At 50.2% G+C, this 15,863-nt stretch carries 11 protein-coding genes; 8 read left to right on the top strand and 3 right to left on the bottom strand.

Annotated features, from left to right (window positions below; translation table 11 throughout):
• The first annotated feature begins 116 nt into the window (after nucleotides 1-116).
• From gatB to A8707_RS15220, 3 genes are all read left to right on the top strand, one after another.
• On the top strand, nucleotides 117-1,601 hold the full coding sequence (gene gatB, locus A8707_RS15210; protein ID WP_068818099.1) for an Asp-tRNA(Asn)/Glu-tRNA(Gln) amidotransferase subunit GatB: 1,485 nt from the start codon (nucleotides 117-119) through the stop codon (nucleotides 1,599-1,601).
• 469 nt (nucleotides 1,602-2,070) lie between these two features.
• Nucleotides 2,071-3,417 carry a bifunctional ornithine acetyltransferase/N-acetylglutamate synthase gene (argJ, locus tag A8707_RS15215; protein ID WP_068818100.1) on the top strand — a complete coding sequence of 449 codons (1,347 nt, stop codon included), beginning with the start codon at nucleotides 2,071-2,073 and terminating at the stop codon, nucleotides 3,415-3,417.
• Nucleotides 3,418-3,421: 4 nt separating this feature from the next.
• A complete protein-coding gene (locus A8707_RS15220) occupies nucleotides 3,422-3,961 on the top strand; it encodes a P-loop NTPase family protein (protein WP_068818101.1) in 540 nt (179 codons plus the stop codon).
• A 290-nt stretch (nucleotides 3,962-4,251) separates the two neighbouring features.
• On the opposite strand, the gene A8707_RS15225 is transcribed toward A8707_RS15220, so the two are convergent.
• A complete protein-coding gene (locus A8707_RS15225; protein WP_068818102.1) occupies nucleotides 4,252-4,884 on the bottom strand; it encodes a class I SAM-dependent methyltransferase in 633 nt (210 codons plus the stop codon).
• Between the two features lie 229 nt (nucleotides 4,885-5,113).
• Here A8707_RS15225 and A8707_RS15230 point away from each other — a divergent pair, with 229 nt between their 5' ends.
• The 4 genes from A8707_RS15230 (at nucleotide 5,114) to A8707_RS15240 (ending at nucleotide 9,440) form a co-directional block, all read left to right on the top strand.
• Complete coding sequence (locus tag A8707_RS15230; RefSeq protein WP_068818103.1) at nucleotides 5,114-6,139, top strand: glycosyltransferase family 2 protein; 1,026 nt, start codon at nucleotides 5,114-5,116, stop codon at nucleotides 6,137-6,139.
• 9 nt (nucleotides 6,140-6,148) lie between these two features.
• Nucleotides 6,149-6,283 carry a hypothetical protein gene (locus A8707_RS30245; protein ID WP_269452731.1) on the top strand — a complete coding sequence of 45 codons (135 nt, stop codon included), beginning with the start codon at nucleotides 6,149-6,151 and terminating at the stop codon, nucleotides 6,281-6,283.
• 184 nt (nucleotides 6,284-6,467) lie between these two features.
• Entirely contained in the window at nucleotides 6,468-7,436 is a 969-nt protein-coding gene (gene sds, locus A8707_RS15235) for a solanesyl diphosphate synthase (RefSeq protein WP_068818104.1), read from the top strand.
• A 711-nt stretch (nucleotides 7,437-8,147) separates the two neighbouring features.
• Entirely contained in the window at nucleotides 8,148-9,440 is a 1,293-nt protein-coding gene (locus A8707_RS15240; RefSeq protein ID WP_068818105.1) for a glycosyltransferase family 4 protein, read from the top strand.
• Between the two features lie 124 nt (nucleotides 9,441-9,564).
• On the opposite strand, the gene topA is transcribed toward A8707_RS15240, so the two are convergent.
• Nucleotides 9,565-12,348, bottom strand: a complete 2,784-nt coding sequence (gene topA, locus A8707_RS15245) for a type I DNA topoisomerase (RefSeq protein ID WP_068818106.1) — start codon at nucleotides 12,346-12,348, stop codon at nucleotides 9,565-9,567.
• Nucleotides 12,349-13,009: 661 nt separating this feature from the next.
• Here topA and A8707_RS15250 point away from each other — a divergent pair.
• Entirely contained in the window at nucleotides 13,010-14,578 is a 1,569-nt protein-coding gene (locus A8707_RS15250; RefSeq protein WP_068818107.1) for an NAD(P)H-quinone oxidoreductase subunit N, read from the top strand.
• Nucleotides 14,579-14,631: 53 nt separating this feature from the next.
• On the opposite strand, the gene A8707_RS15255 is transcribed toward A8707_RS15250, so the two are convergent.
• Nucleotides 14,632-15,687, bottom strand: coding sequence for a tetratricopeptide repeat protein (locus A8707_RS15255; protein WP_068818108.1), 1,056 nt, complete (start codon nucleotides 15,685-15,687; stop codon nucleotides 14,632-14,634).
• Nucleotides 15,688-15,863: the final 176 nt, after the last annotated feature.

The raw sequence follows: 15,863 nt of genomic DNA on the forward strand, positions 1-15,863 counted from the left end.
AGGTCTGTAAAGATTCCCTGAAGGTTTCGAGGAGTGAGAGGTCTGATGTTAGAGAAGGCGAGGTTCCGGTTCCCGCTAGAATAAAGGAGTATGCCCCGCTATAGTTCTGAAATTTTATGACGACTGCTGCGCCAGCCAAAACCCAGTATGAAGCGATTATCGGGCTAGAAACTCACTGTCAGTTGAGCACCGAAACGAAGATCTTTTCTGACAGTTCTGCCAAGTTTACGACTGAGCCAAACACTCACATTGACCCGATTTGTATGGGGATGCCGGGGGTGTTGCCTGTGCTCAACCAAAAAGTTTTGGAGTATGCGGTCAAAGCAGGACTGGCGCTCAACTGTCAGATTGCGCCTTACAGCAAGTTCGATCGCAAACAATATTTTTATCCTGACCTGCCCAAGAACTATCAGATTTCGCAATTTGATCTTCCGATCGCCGAACACGGTTGGGTTGAAATCGAGATGCTGGATGCAGAAAACAATCCGGTGCGTAAACGAATCGGAGTGACTCGCCTGCACATGGAAGAAGATGCCGGAAAACTCGTGCACGGCGGCAGCGAGCGGCTCTCAGGCTCGACTTATTCGTTAGTGGACTATAACCGGGCAGGCGTTCCGCTCGTGGAGATTGTCTCAGAGCCAGATCTGCGATCGGGGCAGGAAGCCGCCGAATATGCTCAAGAGGTGCGGCGGATTATGCGCTATCTGGGGGTCAGTGATGGCAATATGCAGGAGGGTTCGCTGCGCTGTGATGTGAATATTTCGGTGCGTCCGATCGGGCAAAAAGAGTTCGGCACTAAAGTCGAAATCAAAAATATGAACTCTTTCAACGCCATTCAACGGGCGATCGAGCACGAGATTGAGCGGCAAATTGCAGCGATCGAGTCGGGTGAACGCATTCTGCAAGAAACGCGCCTGTGGGAAGAAGGATCGCAGCGCACGATTAGTATGCGAATCAAAGAAGGCTCCAGTGATTATCGCTATTTCCCGGAGCCAGATTTAGGTGCGATCGAAGTCCCGTCTGATCAGTTAGACCACTGGCGCAGTGAATTGCCCGAACTGCCCTATCAAAAGCGCCCCCGCTACGAAACCAATTTTGGACTTTCGGCGTATGATGCGCGGGTGTTGACGGACGATCGCGATATCGCTGAATATTTTGAAGCTGCCGTCGCTGCCAAGGCAAATCCCAAACAAGCCGCCAACTGGATTATGGGCGACATCAGCGCCTATCTCAACAACGAGCGCAAGACGATTAAAGAGATTTCGCTAACTGCGATCGCGCTAGCTGAATTAACGGCGTTGATCGATGCCAACACGATTAGCAACAAAATCGGCAAAGATATCTTGCCCGAACTGTTGACCCAAGGTGGCTCACCCAACGCGATCGTCGAGCGTGAGGGCTTGGTGCAAATTTCAGACAGTGGAGCGATCGAGATGGCGATCGAGGCTGTGATTGCGGCAAATCCCAAAGAGCTTGAGCAATATCGCGGTGGTAAGACAAAACTTTTGGGATTCTTTGTCGGTCAAGTCATGAAGCAAACGGGCGGACGGGCTGACCCCAAAATGACTAACCAGTTGTTAGCCAAAAAGCTGAACGCCTAGATTTCGAGGACTACACGTGATGTACCACTAATTTGCCCTCCTCACGAAGTGGGGCAAGCCCTCCCACCCTTCTCTTTAGGGAGAAGGGCTTTCGGACCGTTCCGGTTCCCTCTCCCATCGGGAGAAGGCTAGGATGAGGGCAGTCTTTGCAGCCATTTCAGGAAAGTCGCACATTGCGAGACCACTCCTCCCCGAAGCTCGCTAAATCTACCGTAGAAACCCTGGACTCTTTAGCCTCTTATGAATTTTCGATAAAACTTACGTGTTTTTAGAAAAAAGTTCTTCAAGGGTTTCCCCCCTCACCCCAAAAATGGCGTACTGTGCTTAGTAGATGCACCCTGATGATAGGGGGAGTCGCAGCGTGACCCTCCCTTTTTTCATGTCTTTAATGCCTTAAGCGACACTGCGATCCATTGAGCTTGATATAATCGCCTCTCAGAGTATCGATAACGGTAGGAGAGGCAAGATTATGGCATGGCAGAAAATTCCAGGTGGGGTGACGGCACCTAAAGGCTTTCGATCGACCGGAATCATCGCCGGACTAAAGCCTTCAGGCTTGCCAGACTTGGCGCTGATTGTTTCTGACGTAGACGCGATCGCGGCGGGTGTGTTTACCACAAGTCAAACCAAAGCCCCTGTTGTCGATTATTGTCAAGAGCGATTGCAGTTAAAACAGACGGCTCGTGCCATTCTCTGCAATGCGGGGCAAGCAAATGCCGCAACAGGCGCTCAGGGAATGCTGGATGCTCTAGAGTGTGCTCAACTGATTGCTCAAGCGCTAAATATTTCGTCGGATCTGGTGCTGCTCGCCTCAACGGGTGTGATTGGGCAGCGCAATAAAATGGAGGCAATTCGGGCAGCGGTGCCTACTTTGGTGGCTTCCCTCGACGAAAACGGCTCGGCGGCTACGGCTAAAGCGATTTGCACGACTGATTTAGTAACGAAATCGATCGCCCTAGAAACCACGATCGGCGATCGCCCCGTGCGGGTTGGCGGCATTGCGAAAGGGTCGGGCATGATTCATCCCAACATGGCAACGATGCTGTCGTTTGTGACCTGTGATGCAGCCGTTTCTCCCCCACTTTGGCAGCAGATGCTGAGTCGGGCTGCCGATCGCAGTTTCAATCAAATCACCGTTGATGGCGACACCAGCACCAATGACACGCTGATTGCGCTAGCCAATGGTCAATCTCGCACCCCGGCGATTACTGAAATGGGCGCAGAGGCAGAAAAGCTAGAGGCAATGTTGACCGAGGTATGCACCTATTTGGCGAAGTCGATCGCGCGCGATGGTGAAGGGGCAACGTGCTTAATCGAGGTGCAGGTTTCTGGAGCGATCAACGATGCGGCAGCACGCCGGGTCGCAAAAACGATCGCGGGTTCTTCACTGGTCAAAGCGGCTATTTTTGGACGTGACCCTAACTGGGGCAGAATCTCGGCGGCAGCAGGACGAGCAGAAGTGCCGTTTGAACAGGGACATTTGCAAATCAAATTGGGCGATTTCTTGATGATGCAAAACGGTCAACCTCAACCTTTCGATCGGGCGGCTGCCAGCAGCTATCTCAAACAACAAGCTGAGGCAAGTACGCTTCCTCGTCCGGCTGGATCGATAGTTAGTGCCGAGATGGGTAATGAACTGCTGGTGATGGAAGGAAACCATCCGGTCGCGTTCGATCGCGGCGCACCTAATACCCAATACGTCAGTCATCCGGTGATGATCGAAGTCAGCATCGGCAATGGGTCAGGCACAGGTCAGGCGTGGGGATGTGACCTCAGCTACGACTACGTGAAAATCAACGCTGAATACACGACTTAGAGCGATGTCCGATTGCAAGATCGCGATCGTCGGCACCAGTGGCTCCGGCAAAACTACGTTGGCGCGTCAAATGTCTCAACGGTTGGCGGTTCCTCATATTGAGCTAGATGCCCTTCACTGGGAGCCAAATTGGACTGAGGCGACGATCGACGTGTTTAGATCGCGAGTTAAGACGGCGTTGAGCGGTGACGCTTGGGTGGTGGATGGCAATTACAGTAAGATTCGTCCGCTTGTTTGGACTCGTGCTGACACGATCGTGTGGCTCGATTATTCGTTTGCGATCGTCATGCGTCAAATCCTTCAGCGAACGATTCGGCGAGTTGTGCTGCAAGAAGACTGCTGTAATGGCAATCGCGAAACCTTTCAAAAGTCATTTTTGAGCAGCGATTCGGTCATTGTGTGGGCAGTTCAGACTTATCAGAAAAATCGCAGTCAGTACGCGACCCTGTTTCAGCAGCCGGAATTTGGGCATCTCAAAAAGGTTGGACTGACTTCTCCAAAGATGGCGCAGCGTTGGTTATCAGAAGTCTCTCCGCATTACTGATTGAAGAATTAGGAGACAGAATCTGTCTAAAGGGTAAGGAAATTGCCTTTCTCAAGATAGAGCGATCGAGCCGACAAAAGGGCGTAAATTAATCTTGTGAAGAAAACAAATCAAACCAAGTTTTTGAAGCTCTTAACCGCTTTTCTTCACACTTCCATAAGTTATTCTCTGGGTTATACAGAATTATTTATTGAGAAGAGTTTCGGCTCTTCTTCCAACACTATCTAAGACAAACAACACGGCAGAGGTTCGCTTCTGTCGTGTTGTTTTTTAAAGATGAATACGACAGGCTATGAGGCTGGCTTTTGAGCTTGGATGACTTGAAGACTGCCGCCTGCGTGAAGCGTCCGATCCTTGACCTGAAAGCCAATCCCTGTCAGCAAATCGACTAAATCAGTTTCGATTAATCGCCACGCGGTTTCGGTTTCAAATAGCCAAAAGAAGACCGCCAATCCAGGGACGAAAAATGGATTAGTGGGGGCATGAAAATCGACCATTGCAAAATATCCACCTGGCTTTAAGACTCGATAGACTTCTTGCAAAATCTGATGCAATTGTTCGGCTTCCATCTCGTGCATCGCCGCACTGGTGTGGACTAAATCAAACTCATTGTCTGAGAGCGGAATTTTTTCAGCAAAGGCTTCTATGTAAGTTGCTTGGGGCACGTTTTGCTGTGCTCGTTTAATCGAGAGCGGAGAGCCATCTAGCCCAGTGACGTGGCGCGATCGCGGCACTAAAAACTGAGTGGTTTGTCCACTTCCACAGCACAAATCTAAAACTTTGGAGTCTTGCGCGATCGGCAACCCCTGCAATGCCAACTGCCGAAACCGCGATTCTCCGCCAACTGCCAGCGCCGCAACTCGGGAGATGCCGTCATATAACCACTGATATTGATAACTTAAGTCTCGAAGAATGGTTGCCATCATTAATCACTAACGCACGGTTGTAAAGCTAGAAAAACCATTTATAAACAGTTTTTCTACAATCTAGCAAATCTGAAAGGAAACGCTAGGACGATTGAGACCGTGTATCTGGAATGAACCTCGATCGGACGTGCGACTTCTGCAAAATCAACTTTCCTGATAAGCTGAACTCTTCACGTTTAAGTCGTTGATATCTCTCCTGTTCTGCATCTTTAAAGCCGCGCCACTCATGAATCTGTCTCTTGCTGCTAATGGAATTCAAGCTCTCGATCGAGCGTCTCAAGTGCCAGATCTCTCGGTTGTGGTGCCTATCTACAATGAAGTGGAGAGCATTCCATTATTGTTAGACGCGATCGCCACCAGCTTAATTTCCGAGCAGATTCACTATGAAATTATTTGCGTTGACGACGGCTCTGGTGATGGCTCCGATCAGCTTCTCAAGCAGCAGGCTCAGACTCGAACTGATTTACGAGCCGTGATTTTGCGACGAAACTATGGACAGACGGCAGCGATCGCCGCAGGGTTTAGTCACGCCACAGGCAAAATCATCATCACGTTGGATGGAGATCTGCAAAACGATCCGGCAGACATTCCGATTTTGATGGCGAAGCTAGAAGAAGGGTATGACCTGGTGAGCGGTTGGCGCAAAAATCGACAGGATGCCTCTCTCACACGAGTCTTGCCCTCTAAGATCGCGAACTGGCTGATCGGTCGAGTCACCGGAGTTCGAGTCCACGATTATGGCTGCTCACTCAAAGCCTACCGCGCTGAACTCGTCGCCGATATGAATCTCTACGGAGAACTGCATCGATTTCTCCCCGCGCTTGCCTTTATTGAAGGCGCGAGAATCACCGAGATTCCGGTGCGACACCATGCTCGTCGCTATGGTCAGAGCAAGTATGGCTTAGACCGCACCTTCCGCGTGATTATGGATTTGTTCACCATCTTCTTCATGCGGAAGTTTTTGACTCGCCCGATGCATGTTTTTGGCTTGTTTGGTCTGCTGGCACTGATTTCCGGCGCGGCACTGGGTTTATATCTCGCCTACGTCAAACTCGGCTTAGGCGAAACCATTGGGCAGCGTCCACTGCTGATTCTGGCGGTTGTGCTGTTTTTATCAGGGCTACAGCTTTTTAGCTTTGGGCTGTTGGCTGAGTTGTCGATGAGAACCTATCATGAGTCGCAAGGAAGACCCATTTATCGGGTTAGAGAGGTGATTGGAAGGTTAGACAATAGCGCTGCAAACGAGTCATAAGAATTGCAGATGGATGAGAGTTCCTCGCTGCGTTGTCCGTGGATTTCGACTTCGCTCAATCCACTAGATGAGAGTCGAGGGCTGAATGAAGTCGAAGCCCGATCGGTTGAGGCTCGATTAAACTGCAACTCCCTAATCGCGTGACCCAGTTGCACTACGGCAGGCTAGTGCCAGCAGTCAATAAACATTAAACTTCTTGCAAAAGTCACTGGCACACTGATCTCCAAACTTTTTCTGCCTTAACATTCCACGAATCCAACGCTTATCTTAAAATAAAGTCAGGACTTGTAAAGTTTCTTAACCATGTCGCCCCTTCGCTGGCTTATTCATGACCTCAGCAACATCCCTATTTTCCCCGGTTGAAGCAGACCTCTGTGTGCTGACGGAGAACCTTAAACAGTTAATTGGTGCTCGTCATCCCATCCTTTATGCTGCCGCAGAACATCTGTTTGGAGCCAGGGGGAAACGGATTCGCCCCGCAATTGTTTTCCTGGTAGCACGGGCAACGATGCCTAACCAAGGAATCACTGAACGCCATCGGCGACTCGCTGAAATCACTGAAATGATTCATACGGCAAGTCTCGTGCATGATGATGTGGTGGACGAATCAGATATGCGGCGGGGCATTCCAACCGTTCACAGCACGTTTGGTAGCCGAATTGCTGTGCTGGCAGGAGACTTTCTGTTTGCTCAATCGTCCTGGTATCTCGCTAATTTGGACAACTTGCAGGTGGTCAAACTTCTGTCAGAAGTGATCAAAGACTTTGCCGAGGGCGAGATTCAGCAAGGGTTAAATCGTTTTTCTACGGTGTCGATCGAGGCGTATCTTGAAAAGAGCTACTATAAAACCGCTTCGTTAATCGCCAATAGTTGCAAAGCGGCGGCTGTGTTAAGCGACTTGCCCGAAGTGCAGGCGCAGCAACTCTATAATTATGGTCGTCACTTTGGGTTAGCCTTTCAAATTGTAGATGACATCTTAGATTTTACAGGCTCGATCGATAGCCTGGGCAAACCTGCTGGGTCTGACCTACAGAGTGGCAATTTGACGGCTCCGGTTCTCTATGCACTTGAAGAAAAGCCCTATTTAGAAGTCTTGATCGAGCGGGAATTTGCTCAAGAAGGTGACTTAGAGCAAGCGTTGACGTTGATTAAAGATAGTCGAGGCATTGAGCGATCGCGGGAGCTTGCAGCCCATCATGCAAAGGCAGCGATCGAACATCTCTCTGATTTACCGATGTCTGAGTCTCGTCAGGCGCTGATCAAACTGTCTGATTATGTTTTGAGCCGTCTGTATTAATTCACACTAGCTTTTGAATAAACTGTCTGAGGGGTAGAGTTGTCTACCCCATTTTTATGGGTGTCTAAAGGTGATTTGTGCAGTTAAAGGCACTCTCGCTTTGGTGTTAATAGTCTTTTTGAGTTAAACGATACTTGAGAAAGATCTCCAGAAGAGTCTCTTTGAAACCTGGTAAATCTATAAAAGGTTGGATGTGATTTTTTAATTCTCTGCCTTTCGTTGTTTAACAAGAGTCAAATACCCAATGAATTTGACTAAGTTTTGCAAAAAAACGTCAAGTAGTATATTCTTGAGCAAACCGACTTTCGCAATGAGCGATCTTGTTAGTTTAACGAACGATCGTGTTAAGTGAGTGAGTTTCCTGAAGCGTCATCGAGTGGCATGAGATTGGACTGCTGTATCGCTTGTAGACGATGAATCTAATTAGAGTTTACCCACAAAGTAAGAATCTAGAGTGTGATTTGTGCGCTATCTGTATAGACAGTAGTGAAAGCTTTTGGGTTCAAAAAGTGAGAAGCGATCGAGTGCGATGGAGAAAGCCACGAGGCTTTCTCACCCTTGAAGTCATCCGAAAATATTCAAGTTTATTTCTTATGACTGATTGGGTCAACCACAGTTTAGCGATAGCCTAGAAAGCAGTTGGGTTACGCGTACACAATTGATTTCAGGTTTTAATTCCCTTCTATTCACCGAGTTTTGGTAAATAAAACTATGCTACTTCGAGGTCAAAGGCAGAGAGTTGCACTAATTTCTAAACATGGCGACCCTGCCATCGAGATTGGCAAAGAAGAAGCAGGTGGACAAAACGTTTACGTGCGCCAAGTGGGCGAAGCCCTTGCCCGTCAGGATTGGCAAGTTGATATGTTTACTCGCCAATCTGATGCAGAGCAACCCAAAATTGTGCAGCATAGCCGCCACTGCCGTACGATTCGTTTAACGGCAGGTCCAGAAACCTTCATTCCTAGAGATGACTTGTTTCCTTATATGCCGGAGTTTGTGCGATCGTTCCAGCGCTTTCAGGTTGAAAATGGCATCGAATACAATCTGATCCACACTCACTACTGGATGTCAGGCTGGATTGGCATGGAGCTAAAGAAACTGCAGTCGGTTAAGCAGCTTCACACTTATCATTCGCTAGGTGCGGTCAAATATCAGTCGATTTCAACAATTCCTTTAATCGCTAAAACTCGACTTGCCAGCGAGAAAACCTGTCTTGAAACTGCTGACAGAATTGTAGCAACCAGCCCTCAAGAAATGGAGCACATGCGATCGCTGGTTTCACCCCACGGCAACATCGACGTGATCCCCTGTGGGACGGATGTCCATCGATTTGGCTCGATCTCACAGACCAGAGCGCGTCAGCTATTAGGGTTCTCACCCGATGACAAAATAGTGCTTTATGTGGGGCGATTTGATCCGCGTAAGGGCATCGAAACGCTGGTGCGTGCAGTCGGTCAATCGAAACTGCGCGGCGAGGGAAACCTGAAGCTAGTGATCGGCGGCGGCAGTCGTCCGGGTCAAAGTGATGGCATTGAGCGAGAGCGGATTGAGAGCATTGTTGCCGAGTTGGGGCTGCAAGACATGACTCTATTCCCAGGTCGTTTGGGTGAAGACAATTTGCACCTTTATTACGCGGCAGCGGATGTGTCGGTAGTTCCCAGCCACTATGAGCCGTTTGGATTGGTGGCGATCGAAGCGATGGCAAGCAATACGCCAGTGGTTGCCAGCGATGTGGGCGGTTTGCAATACACCGTCGTTTCTGAAGAGACGGGGCTGTTGGCTCCCGCACAAGACGATGCTGCATTTGCGGTGGCGATCGACCGAATTTTATCTGACTCTGAGTGGCGCGATCGCTTGGGTCGGGCAGGTCGTCAACGAGTCGAAGAAAAGTTTAGCTGGAACGGGGTTGCTGCCCAGCTAGGCAAGCTCTATCACAAAGTCTTAAAAGAAAAGCCAGTAGAAAAACCTGCGGCTGTGAAGAAGCCTTCTCCAGTGAGCGCATAGAAGTTTCTCTGGTGAAGGTTTCTCCATCATTTCACTGAGTAAGGGCGAAGCGATCAATCAACCAATCTTGGGAATGATTCCAAGACGATAAACCGATCGTTCCGCCCTTAGAGTCTTTTGGTCACTACTCTTCAGCCGTTTGCACTTTCTTACGAGTGCTCGTCGTCTTTTTGGCAGCGGCTGTCTTAGTCGTTTTTTTGGCAGTCGTCTTCGAGGTGGTTGCTTTTTTAGCGGTCGTTTTAGCCGCACTCGCCTTTTTAGCGGTCGTTTTCTTCGCTGTGGTTTCGGTTGCGTCGTCAGCGGCTGCTTTTTTCGCTCGCCCCGTCGTCGTCTTCCCAGCTTTCTGACCTTTGGTTCCAGCTTTGGCAGCGATCGCGTCAAGTGCCGCTTCCAGCGTAATAGATTCGACAGTTTGACCTTCAGGCAGCGAGGCGTTCACCTTGCCATATTTAATGTAAGCCCCATAAGGACCATCATAGATATTGACGGGATCGCCTTCTTCAGGGTGAGCACCCAGTTCGCGTAAGGGTTTTGCAGTGCCTCGTTTGCCTCGTCCGGCTTTAGGTTCGGCTAAGAGTTGTAATGCTCGATCGAAGTCCACGGTCAGAACATTATCGACAGCTTTGAGCGATCGATAATCTTTGTGGACTTTGCCGTCTTCGCCTTTGCCTAAGTCATGGACGATGTAAGGACCATAAGGACCTAAACTCGCCTGAACTTTTCGCCCTGTGTCGGGGTGCATTCCGAGCGTTCGAGGCAGTGCTAATAGTCCGATCGCTTGTTCGATCGTCACCGCTTCAGGGGTAACTCCTTTGGGGAGAGACACATTCTTGGGCTTCGGATTTTCCTCCGACTTGTCGCCTAGCTGAATGTAATGCCCATAAGGACCCAGCTTGACATAAATGGGTTCACCACTCTCAGGATGAACGCCTAACTTTTTAGGACCCTGAAGCAGAACTTCAATTTGCTCGGCGTTGAGGTCAGCAGGTGGCATATCTTTGGGCAGATTGATATTGCCGTTTTCTGACTCAATATAAGCCCCCGTCTTGCTGATTTTGATTCTTGCTTCTAAGTCACCAAAGTGAATGGTGCGAGCTTCTTTCGGGTCGATTTTGCTTTCTTGCTCTTTGACCTGTTTTTCTAACCCGTCTTCACCTGAGTAAAAATTACGGAGATAAGGAAGCCACTGCACTTCACCCGTGGCGATGTCATCCAGGGTTTGCTCCATTTTTGACGTGAAGCTGGGGTCAACGATTTCAGGGAAATGCTTCTCTAAAAGATCGGTGACAGCAAAGGCAGTAAAGGTTGGAATCAGGGCGTTGCCGACTAATTGAGCGTATCCTTTGGTGATGATGGTGCTGATAATGCTGGCGTAGGTACTGGGGCGACCAATGCCTTCACTTTCTAGAGTTTTGACAAGAGAGGCTTCGGTGTAACGCGCAGGAGGTTGGGTTTCGTGCCCGATCGCGTCCAAATTCCTGCAACTGGGATGATCACCGACGCGCATCGCAGGCAGGATGACTTCTTGACTCTCGATCGCCGCACTCGGATCATCTGACCCTTCAACATAGGCGCGGAAGAACCCAGGAAAATCAATGCGCTTGCCGCTGGCTCTAAAGCCTGCATCCTCAACCTGAATTTGAACGGTGATCTGAGTTTGTCGAGCATCTGCCATCTGAGTCGCAACGGTGCGCTTCCAGATCAGATCGTAGAGTTGAAACTCTCGTCCGCTCAGTTTGGTCTGCTGCGGAGTGCGGAAACTGCTTCCCGCTGGGCGAATTGCCTCGTGAGCTTCTTGAGCACCCTTGCTTTTAGTGGTGTATTGGCGAGGTTGGGGGCTGAGATAGTCGGAGCCATACATCTGCTGGACGCACTCGCGAGAGGCAGCGATCGCTTGCCCCGACAAATGCACCGAGTCCGTTCGCATGTAGGTGATATAGCCTTGCTCATAAAGGCTTTGAGCCGTCCGCATGGTGTCACGGGCAGACAGTCCTAACTTACGGTTTGACTCTTGTTGCAGCGTCGAAGTCGTGAAGGGAGGCGACGGCTTGCGAGTCACCGGGCGCTCTTCTTGATCCGAGACCGTCCAGGTTTTGTCGGCAAGCCGCTCTTGTAACGCTCTCGTCTCAGTCTCGTTGAGCAGCAGAACGTTTCGACCTGCGACGACTTGACCCGTCGATTCGTCAAAGTCGGCACCTGTCGCGAGTTTGCGACCGCCTAACGTCATGAGTCGGGCTTCAAATTCGTTTGTTTTCTGCTTGCCGCTTGTCTCGCCCATTGCCAGTAGCGCCTTCAGATCCCAATACGATCCTCGGCGGAATGCCCGACGCTCTCGCTCTCGTTTCACCAGCACGCGGACTGCTACGGACTGAACGCGCCCCGCAGACAGACCCATCGCGATCTTTTTCCAAAGCAGCGGGGAGAGCGTGTAGCCGACTAAGCGATCGAGAATCCGTCTCGTCTCTTGAGCGCGAACCAGCTTTTCGTCTACGTCTCGACAGTTGCGAATCGCTTCCTGAATTGCCTCTTCGGTGATCTCGTGAAACACCATGCGTTTGATCGGCACCTTGGGTTGCAGCAGTTGCAGTAAGTGCCAGCTAATACTTTCGCCCTCGCGGTCTTCGTCAGTCGCCAGCAGCAGTTCGTCTACGCCTTTGAGGGCTTCTTTGAGTTCCTTGACAATCTTTCTTTTATCTTGTGGGACGATATAGAGGGGTTCAAAATTAGAATCGACGTTGACTCCTAGCTGTGCCCACTTTTCACCCTTGACGGATGCCGGAATATCACTGGCAGACTGCGGCAAATCGCGCACATGCCCCATCGATGCCTCGACCCGATAGGTGGAGGGCAGATAGTTGCGGATGGTGCGGGCTTTGGTAGGGGATTCAACGATGACAAGAGTTGACATGAGTCTCGTTAGCTTACAGAAGAGAGCAGGGGGAGCGGAGAAGTGAGGCAGCGCGTGTATTTAATCAATAACACCAAATCTGAACGATCGTCGGATTTCGGTGAAGCAACTTTCCAAATCCTGATGTGACAGACCGCAGTTTTTCTACGTTCACCTTTAATATAGACGGGCAATTTTGAATCAATAGACCTGTTGCAAAAGTCCCTGCCTTCACCCCAAGTCCCTCTCCCAAGCTGGGAGAGGGACTTTGACTGGCTCCCCTTCTCCCAGCTTGGGAGAAGGGGTTGGGGGATGAGGGCATCTTCAAGAAGTTTGATGGAGACACGTCTGCCCCTCTAAGTTATAACCATACTCACAGGCAAGCTCGATCGAATCCAAAGGTTTGGAAAGGTTTCTCGACTCATAAGGGCGGGTCTCCCTACCAGGGTAAACGGATATGCCTTTGAGGGGTCACGCTCAAATCAAGTGCCATAGACTCAACCCAATGAGGTCAAAGCGGTGAAACAATCTAATTTCAGTCCAAATCCGCAGAATTTAACGAAAAATGAGCAGTCTAGCGCGATAGAATCCATTTAAACAATCGCCCTATCTAACCTCATCCACTTGATCGGCTTGCTCAATCTAAATTTTTTGTTAACCCTGCTCAATCGGACTAATCTCTATGGATTTTGCTACGCTTGTAGCCCAGCTAAACACTGGAGCAATCTTGCCAGAAATCATTGTGATCACAACGCTCTTGATTGTGATGGTCGGTGATCTAATCGTCGGGCGAACGGCTTCGTCAAAGTGGACTCCCTACTTTGCGATCGGCGGTTTGCTTACGGCAGTCGGTGCGCTCTATTTTTTGTGGGATACGCCGACTCCGATCGCGTTTCTAGGCGAATATAACAGCGACAATCTCAGCATTCTGTTTCGCGGAATCGTCGCGCTCTCAGCCGCCGGAACCATCTTGATGTCGATCCGCTACATTGAGCAGTCAGGCACGGCTCTGGCAGAGTTTTTGATTATTCTCCTCACGGCGACCTTGGGGGGAATGTTTCTATCAGGTGCCGATGAGTTGGTCACGGTTTATGTTGCGCTCGAAACTTTGAGTATCTCGTCTTACCTGCTGACGGGCTATACCAAGCGTGATCCCCGCTCTAACGAGGCATCTTTGAAGTATCTGCTGATCGGGGCTTCGAGTTCTGCCATCTTTTTATATGGCACCTCGCTGCTCTATGGTCTGTCAGGCGGCGAGACCAATTTAAGTGAAATTTCTACTCAGATCGGTGCGGCTGGTTTAGCTGACTCGATCGGGCTTGTAATCGCGCTCGTCTTTGTGATCGCAGGGATCGCCTTCAAAATTGCCGCCGTTCCCTTTCACCAATGGACACCGGACGTTTACGAAGGCTCTCCGACTCCGGTAGTGGCGTTTTTGTCAGTTGGCTCTAAAGCAGCCGGATTTGCGCTGGCGATCCGGCTGTTGGTGACGGCATTCCCGCTTGTGACTGAGCAGTGGCACCTTGTGATGACGACCCTCGCGATTCTCAGTATGGTGCTGGGAAATGTGGTGGCGTTGGCACAGACCAGCATGAAGCGGCTGTTGGCATATTCCTCGATCGGGCAAGCTGGGTTTGTGATGATCGGGCTAGTCATCGGCAGTGACGCGGGTTACGCCAGTATGGTGTTTTACCTGATGATCTACCTGTTCATGAACCTGGGTGCGTTTATGTGTGTGATTCTGTTCACCCTCAGAACGGGCACAGACCAGATCAGCGAATATGGCGGTTTGTATCAAAAAGATCCGCTTCTCACCCTGGCACTGAGCATCTGTCTCCTGTCATTAGGTGGCATTCCACCCTTGGCTGGCTTCTTTGGCAAGCTCTATCTCTTTTGGGCAGGCTGGCAGGCGGGGGCTTATCCGCTCGTGCTGCTGGGTCTGTTGACGAGCGTGATTTCCATCTATTACTACATTCGGGTGGTGAAGATGATGGTGGTCAAAGAGCCGCAAGAAATGTCTGACGCGGTGAAAAATTATCCCGAAATCAGTTGGGAGCTGCCGGGGATGCGTCCGCTACAGGTTGGAGTGGTGTTGACCTTGGTGGCAACCACGATCGCGGGTATTCTCTCCAATCCTCTGTTCACACTGGCAAATGACTCGGTGACTAAGACACCGATGCTGCAACAGGCAATGGAGAGACCCGCGATTCAGGTGAGTCGTGAAATCGATCGGACTCCTATCAATCTGTGAACGATTGGCATTAGGAATGAATCGCTCTCAGATCACTGGGGGCGATTTTTGTCTTAAGTTCTTGCGGTGTCCACTGTTTTGAGCGATCGCAGCAACAGCATCCACGAGACGTTGCTGATATTGTCCAAGTTCTGTTTTGGCTGGGAGTTGGGGTTTGGGATCTGTTTGGCTAACAGTTGTCTCGCTCGTTTGAGATTGTCTCCTGCCACTTCACAAGTGAGATCAGATTGCAGCGCTTGCTGATAGTGCTGAATCGCAGGCTGCATTTTGCCTTGACGCTGAAGCACTAACCCTAAACCATTGTGTGCCAAAGCATGACTGCCTATAAACTTCGGCTTTTTGACGTTGGGCAGATCCAAAGCTTTTTGGTAGGTAAACGAGGCTTCGTTTAGGCGTTTTTGATCAGAGAGCGCGTCTCCCAAATAGACATACGCCACTGCGTCGCCAGGATTAAGCTTAATGGCTTCGCGATAAGGCGCGATCGCGTCCTCAGCATTTCCTTGACCGTGCAGCGATCGACCTAACCCTACATAGGCGATCGCGTGGGCACTCGCACTGGTTCCGGTCATCTCTGGCAGCGAGAGAGCTTTGCGATAAGCGATGACGGCTGCCGATAATTTCTTTTGCAGACGCAGTGCATTTCCTAAGCCACTGTAAGAATAGGTCAGGGTAGGATCGGCTTGGATGGCTCTGCGATAAGCGGCGATCGCGGCTTCGGGGCGCTTTTGGTCGAGGAGCGCGTTTCCTAACCCACAGTAGGCTTGAGCATTATCTGCGTCGATCTGAATGGCTCTTGTGTAAACGGCGATCGCTTCCTCAAGTCTTTTCTGGTCATAGAGCGCGCTGCCTAAGCCCTGATATGCTTCAGTATTTCTAAAATCGATTTGAATGGCTTTTCGGTAAGCGGCGATCGCGTCTTCTAGTTTGTGACTGTCTCTCAGTTCAGCACCCAAATTGACATAGTAGGTGGGGTCACTGAGTTCTAGATCAACGTTTTTTTGAGAAGAAGGAGCAGCTATTTCGGCTGTCTCGTCGCAGCCCGTCATCAGCACTGCACTCGCTAAAGCCAACGTAAACGGAACTGTCAATCGTGAGAAAGCTTGAATCATCGACTTTTTGAGTATGGAAAGCTAATTTAGCGATCGTGAATTAAATCAGACCCGGATTTGCCCTCACCCTCACCCTCTCCCTGAGGAGAGGGAACTAGAGTTCTTGCTCCCTTCTCCCCAAGGAGAAGGGTTGGGGATGAGGGCAAGCCGAGATTGTGTAATTCCCAAAATTATTT

Source organism: Phormidesmis priestleyi BC1401, from assembly GCF_001650195.1.
Lineage (GTDB): Bacteria > Cyanobacteriota > Cyanobacteriia > Leptolyngbyales > Leptolyngbyaceae > Phormidesmis_A > Phormidesmis_A priestleyi_B.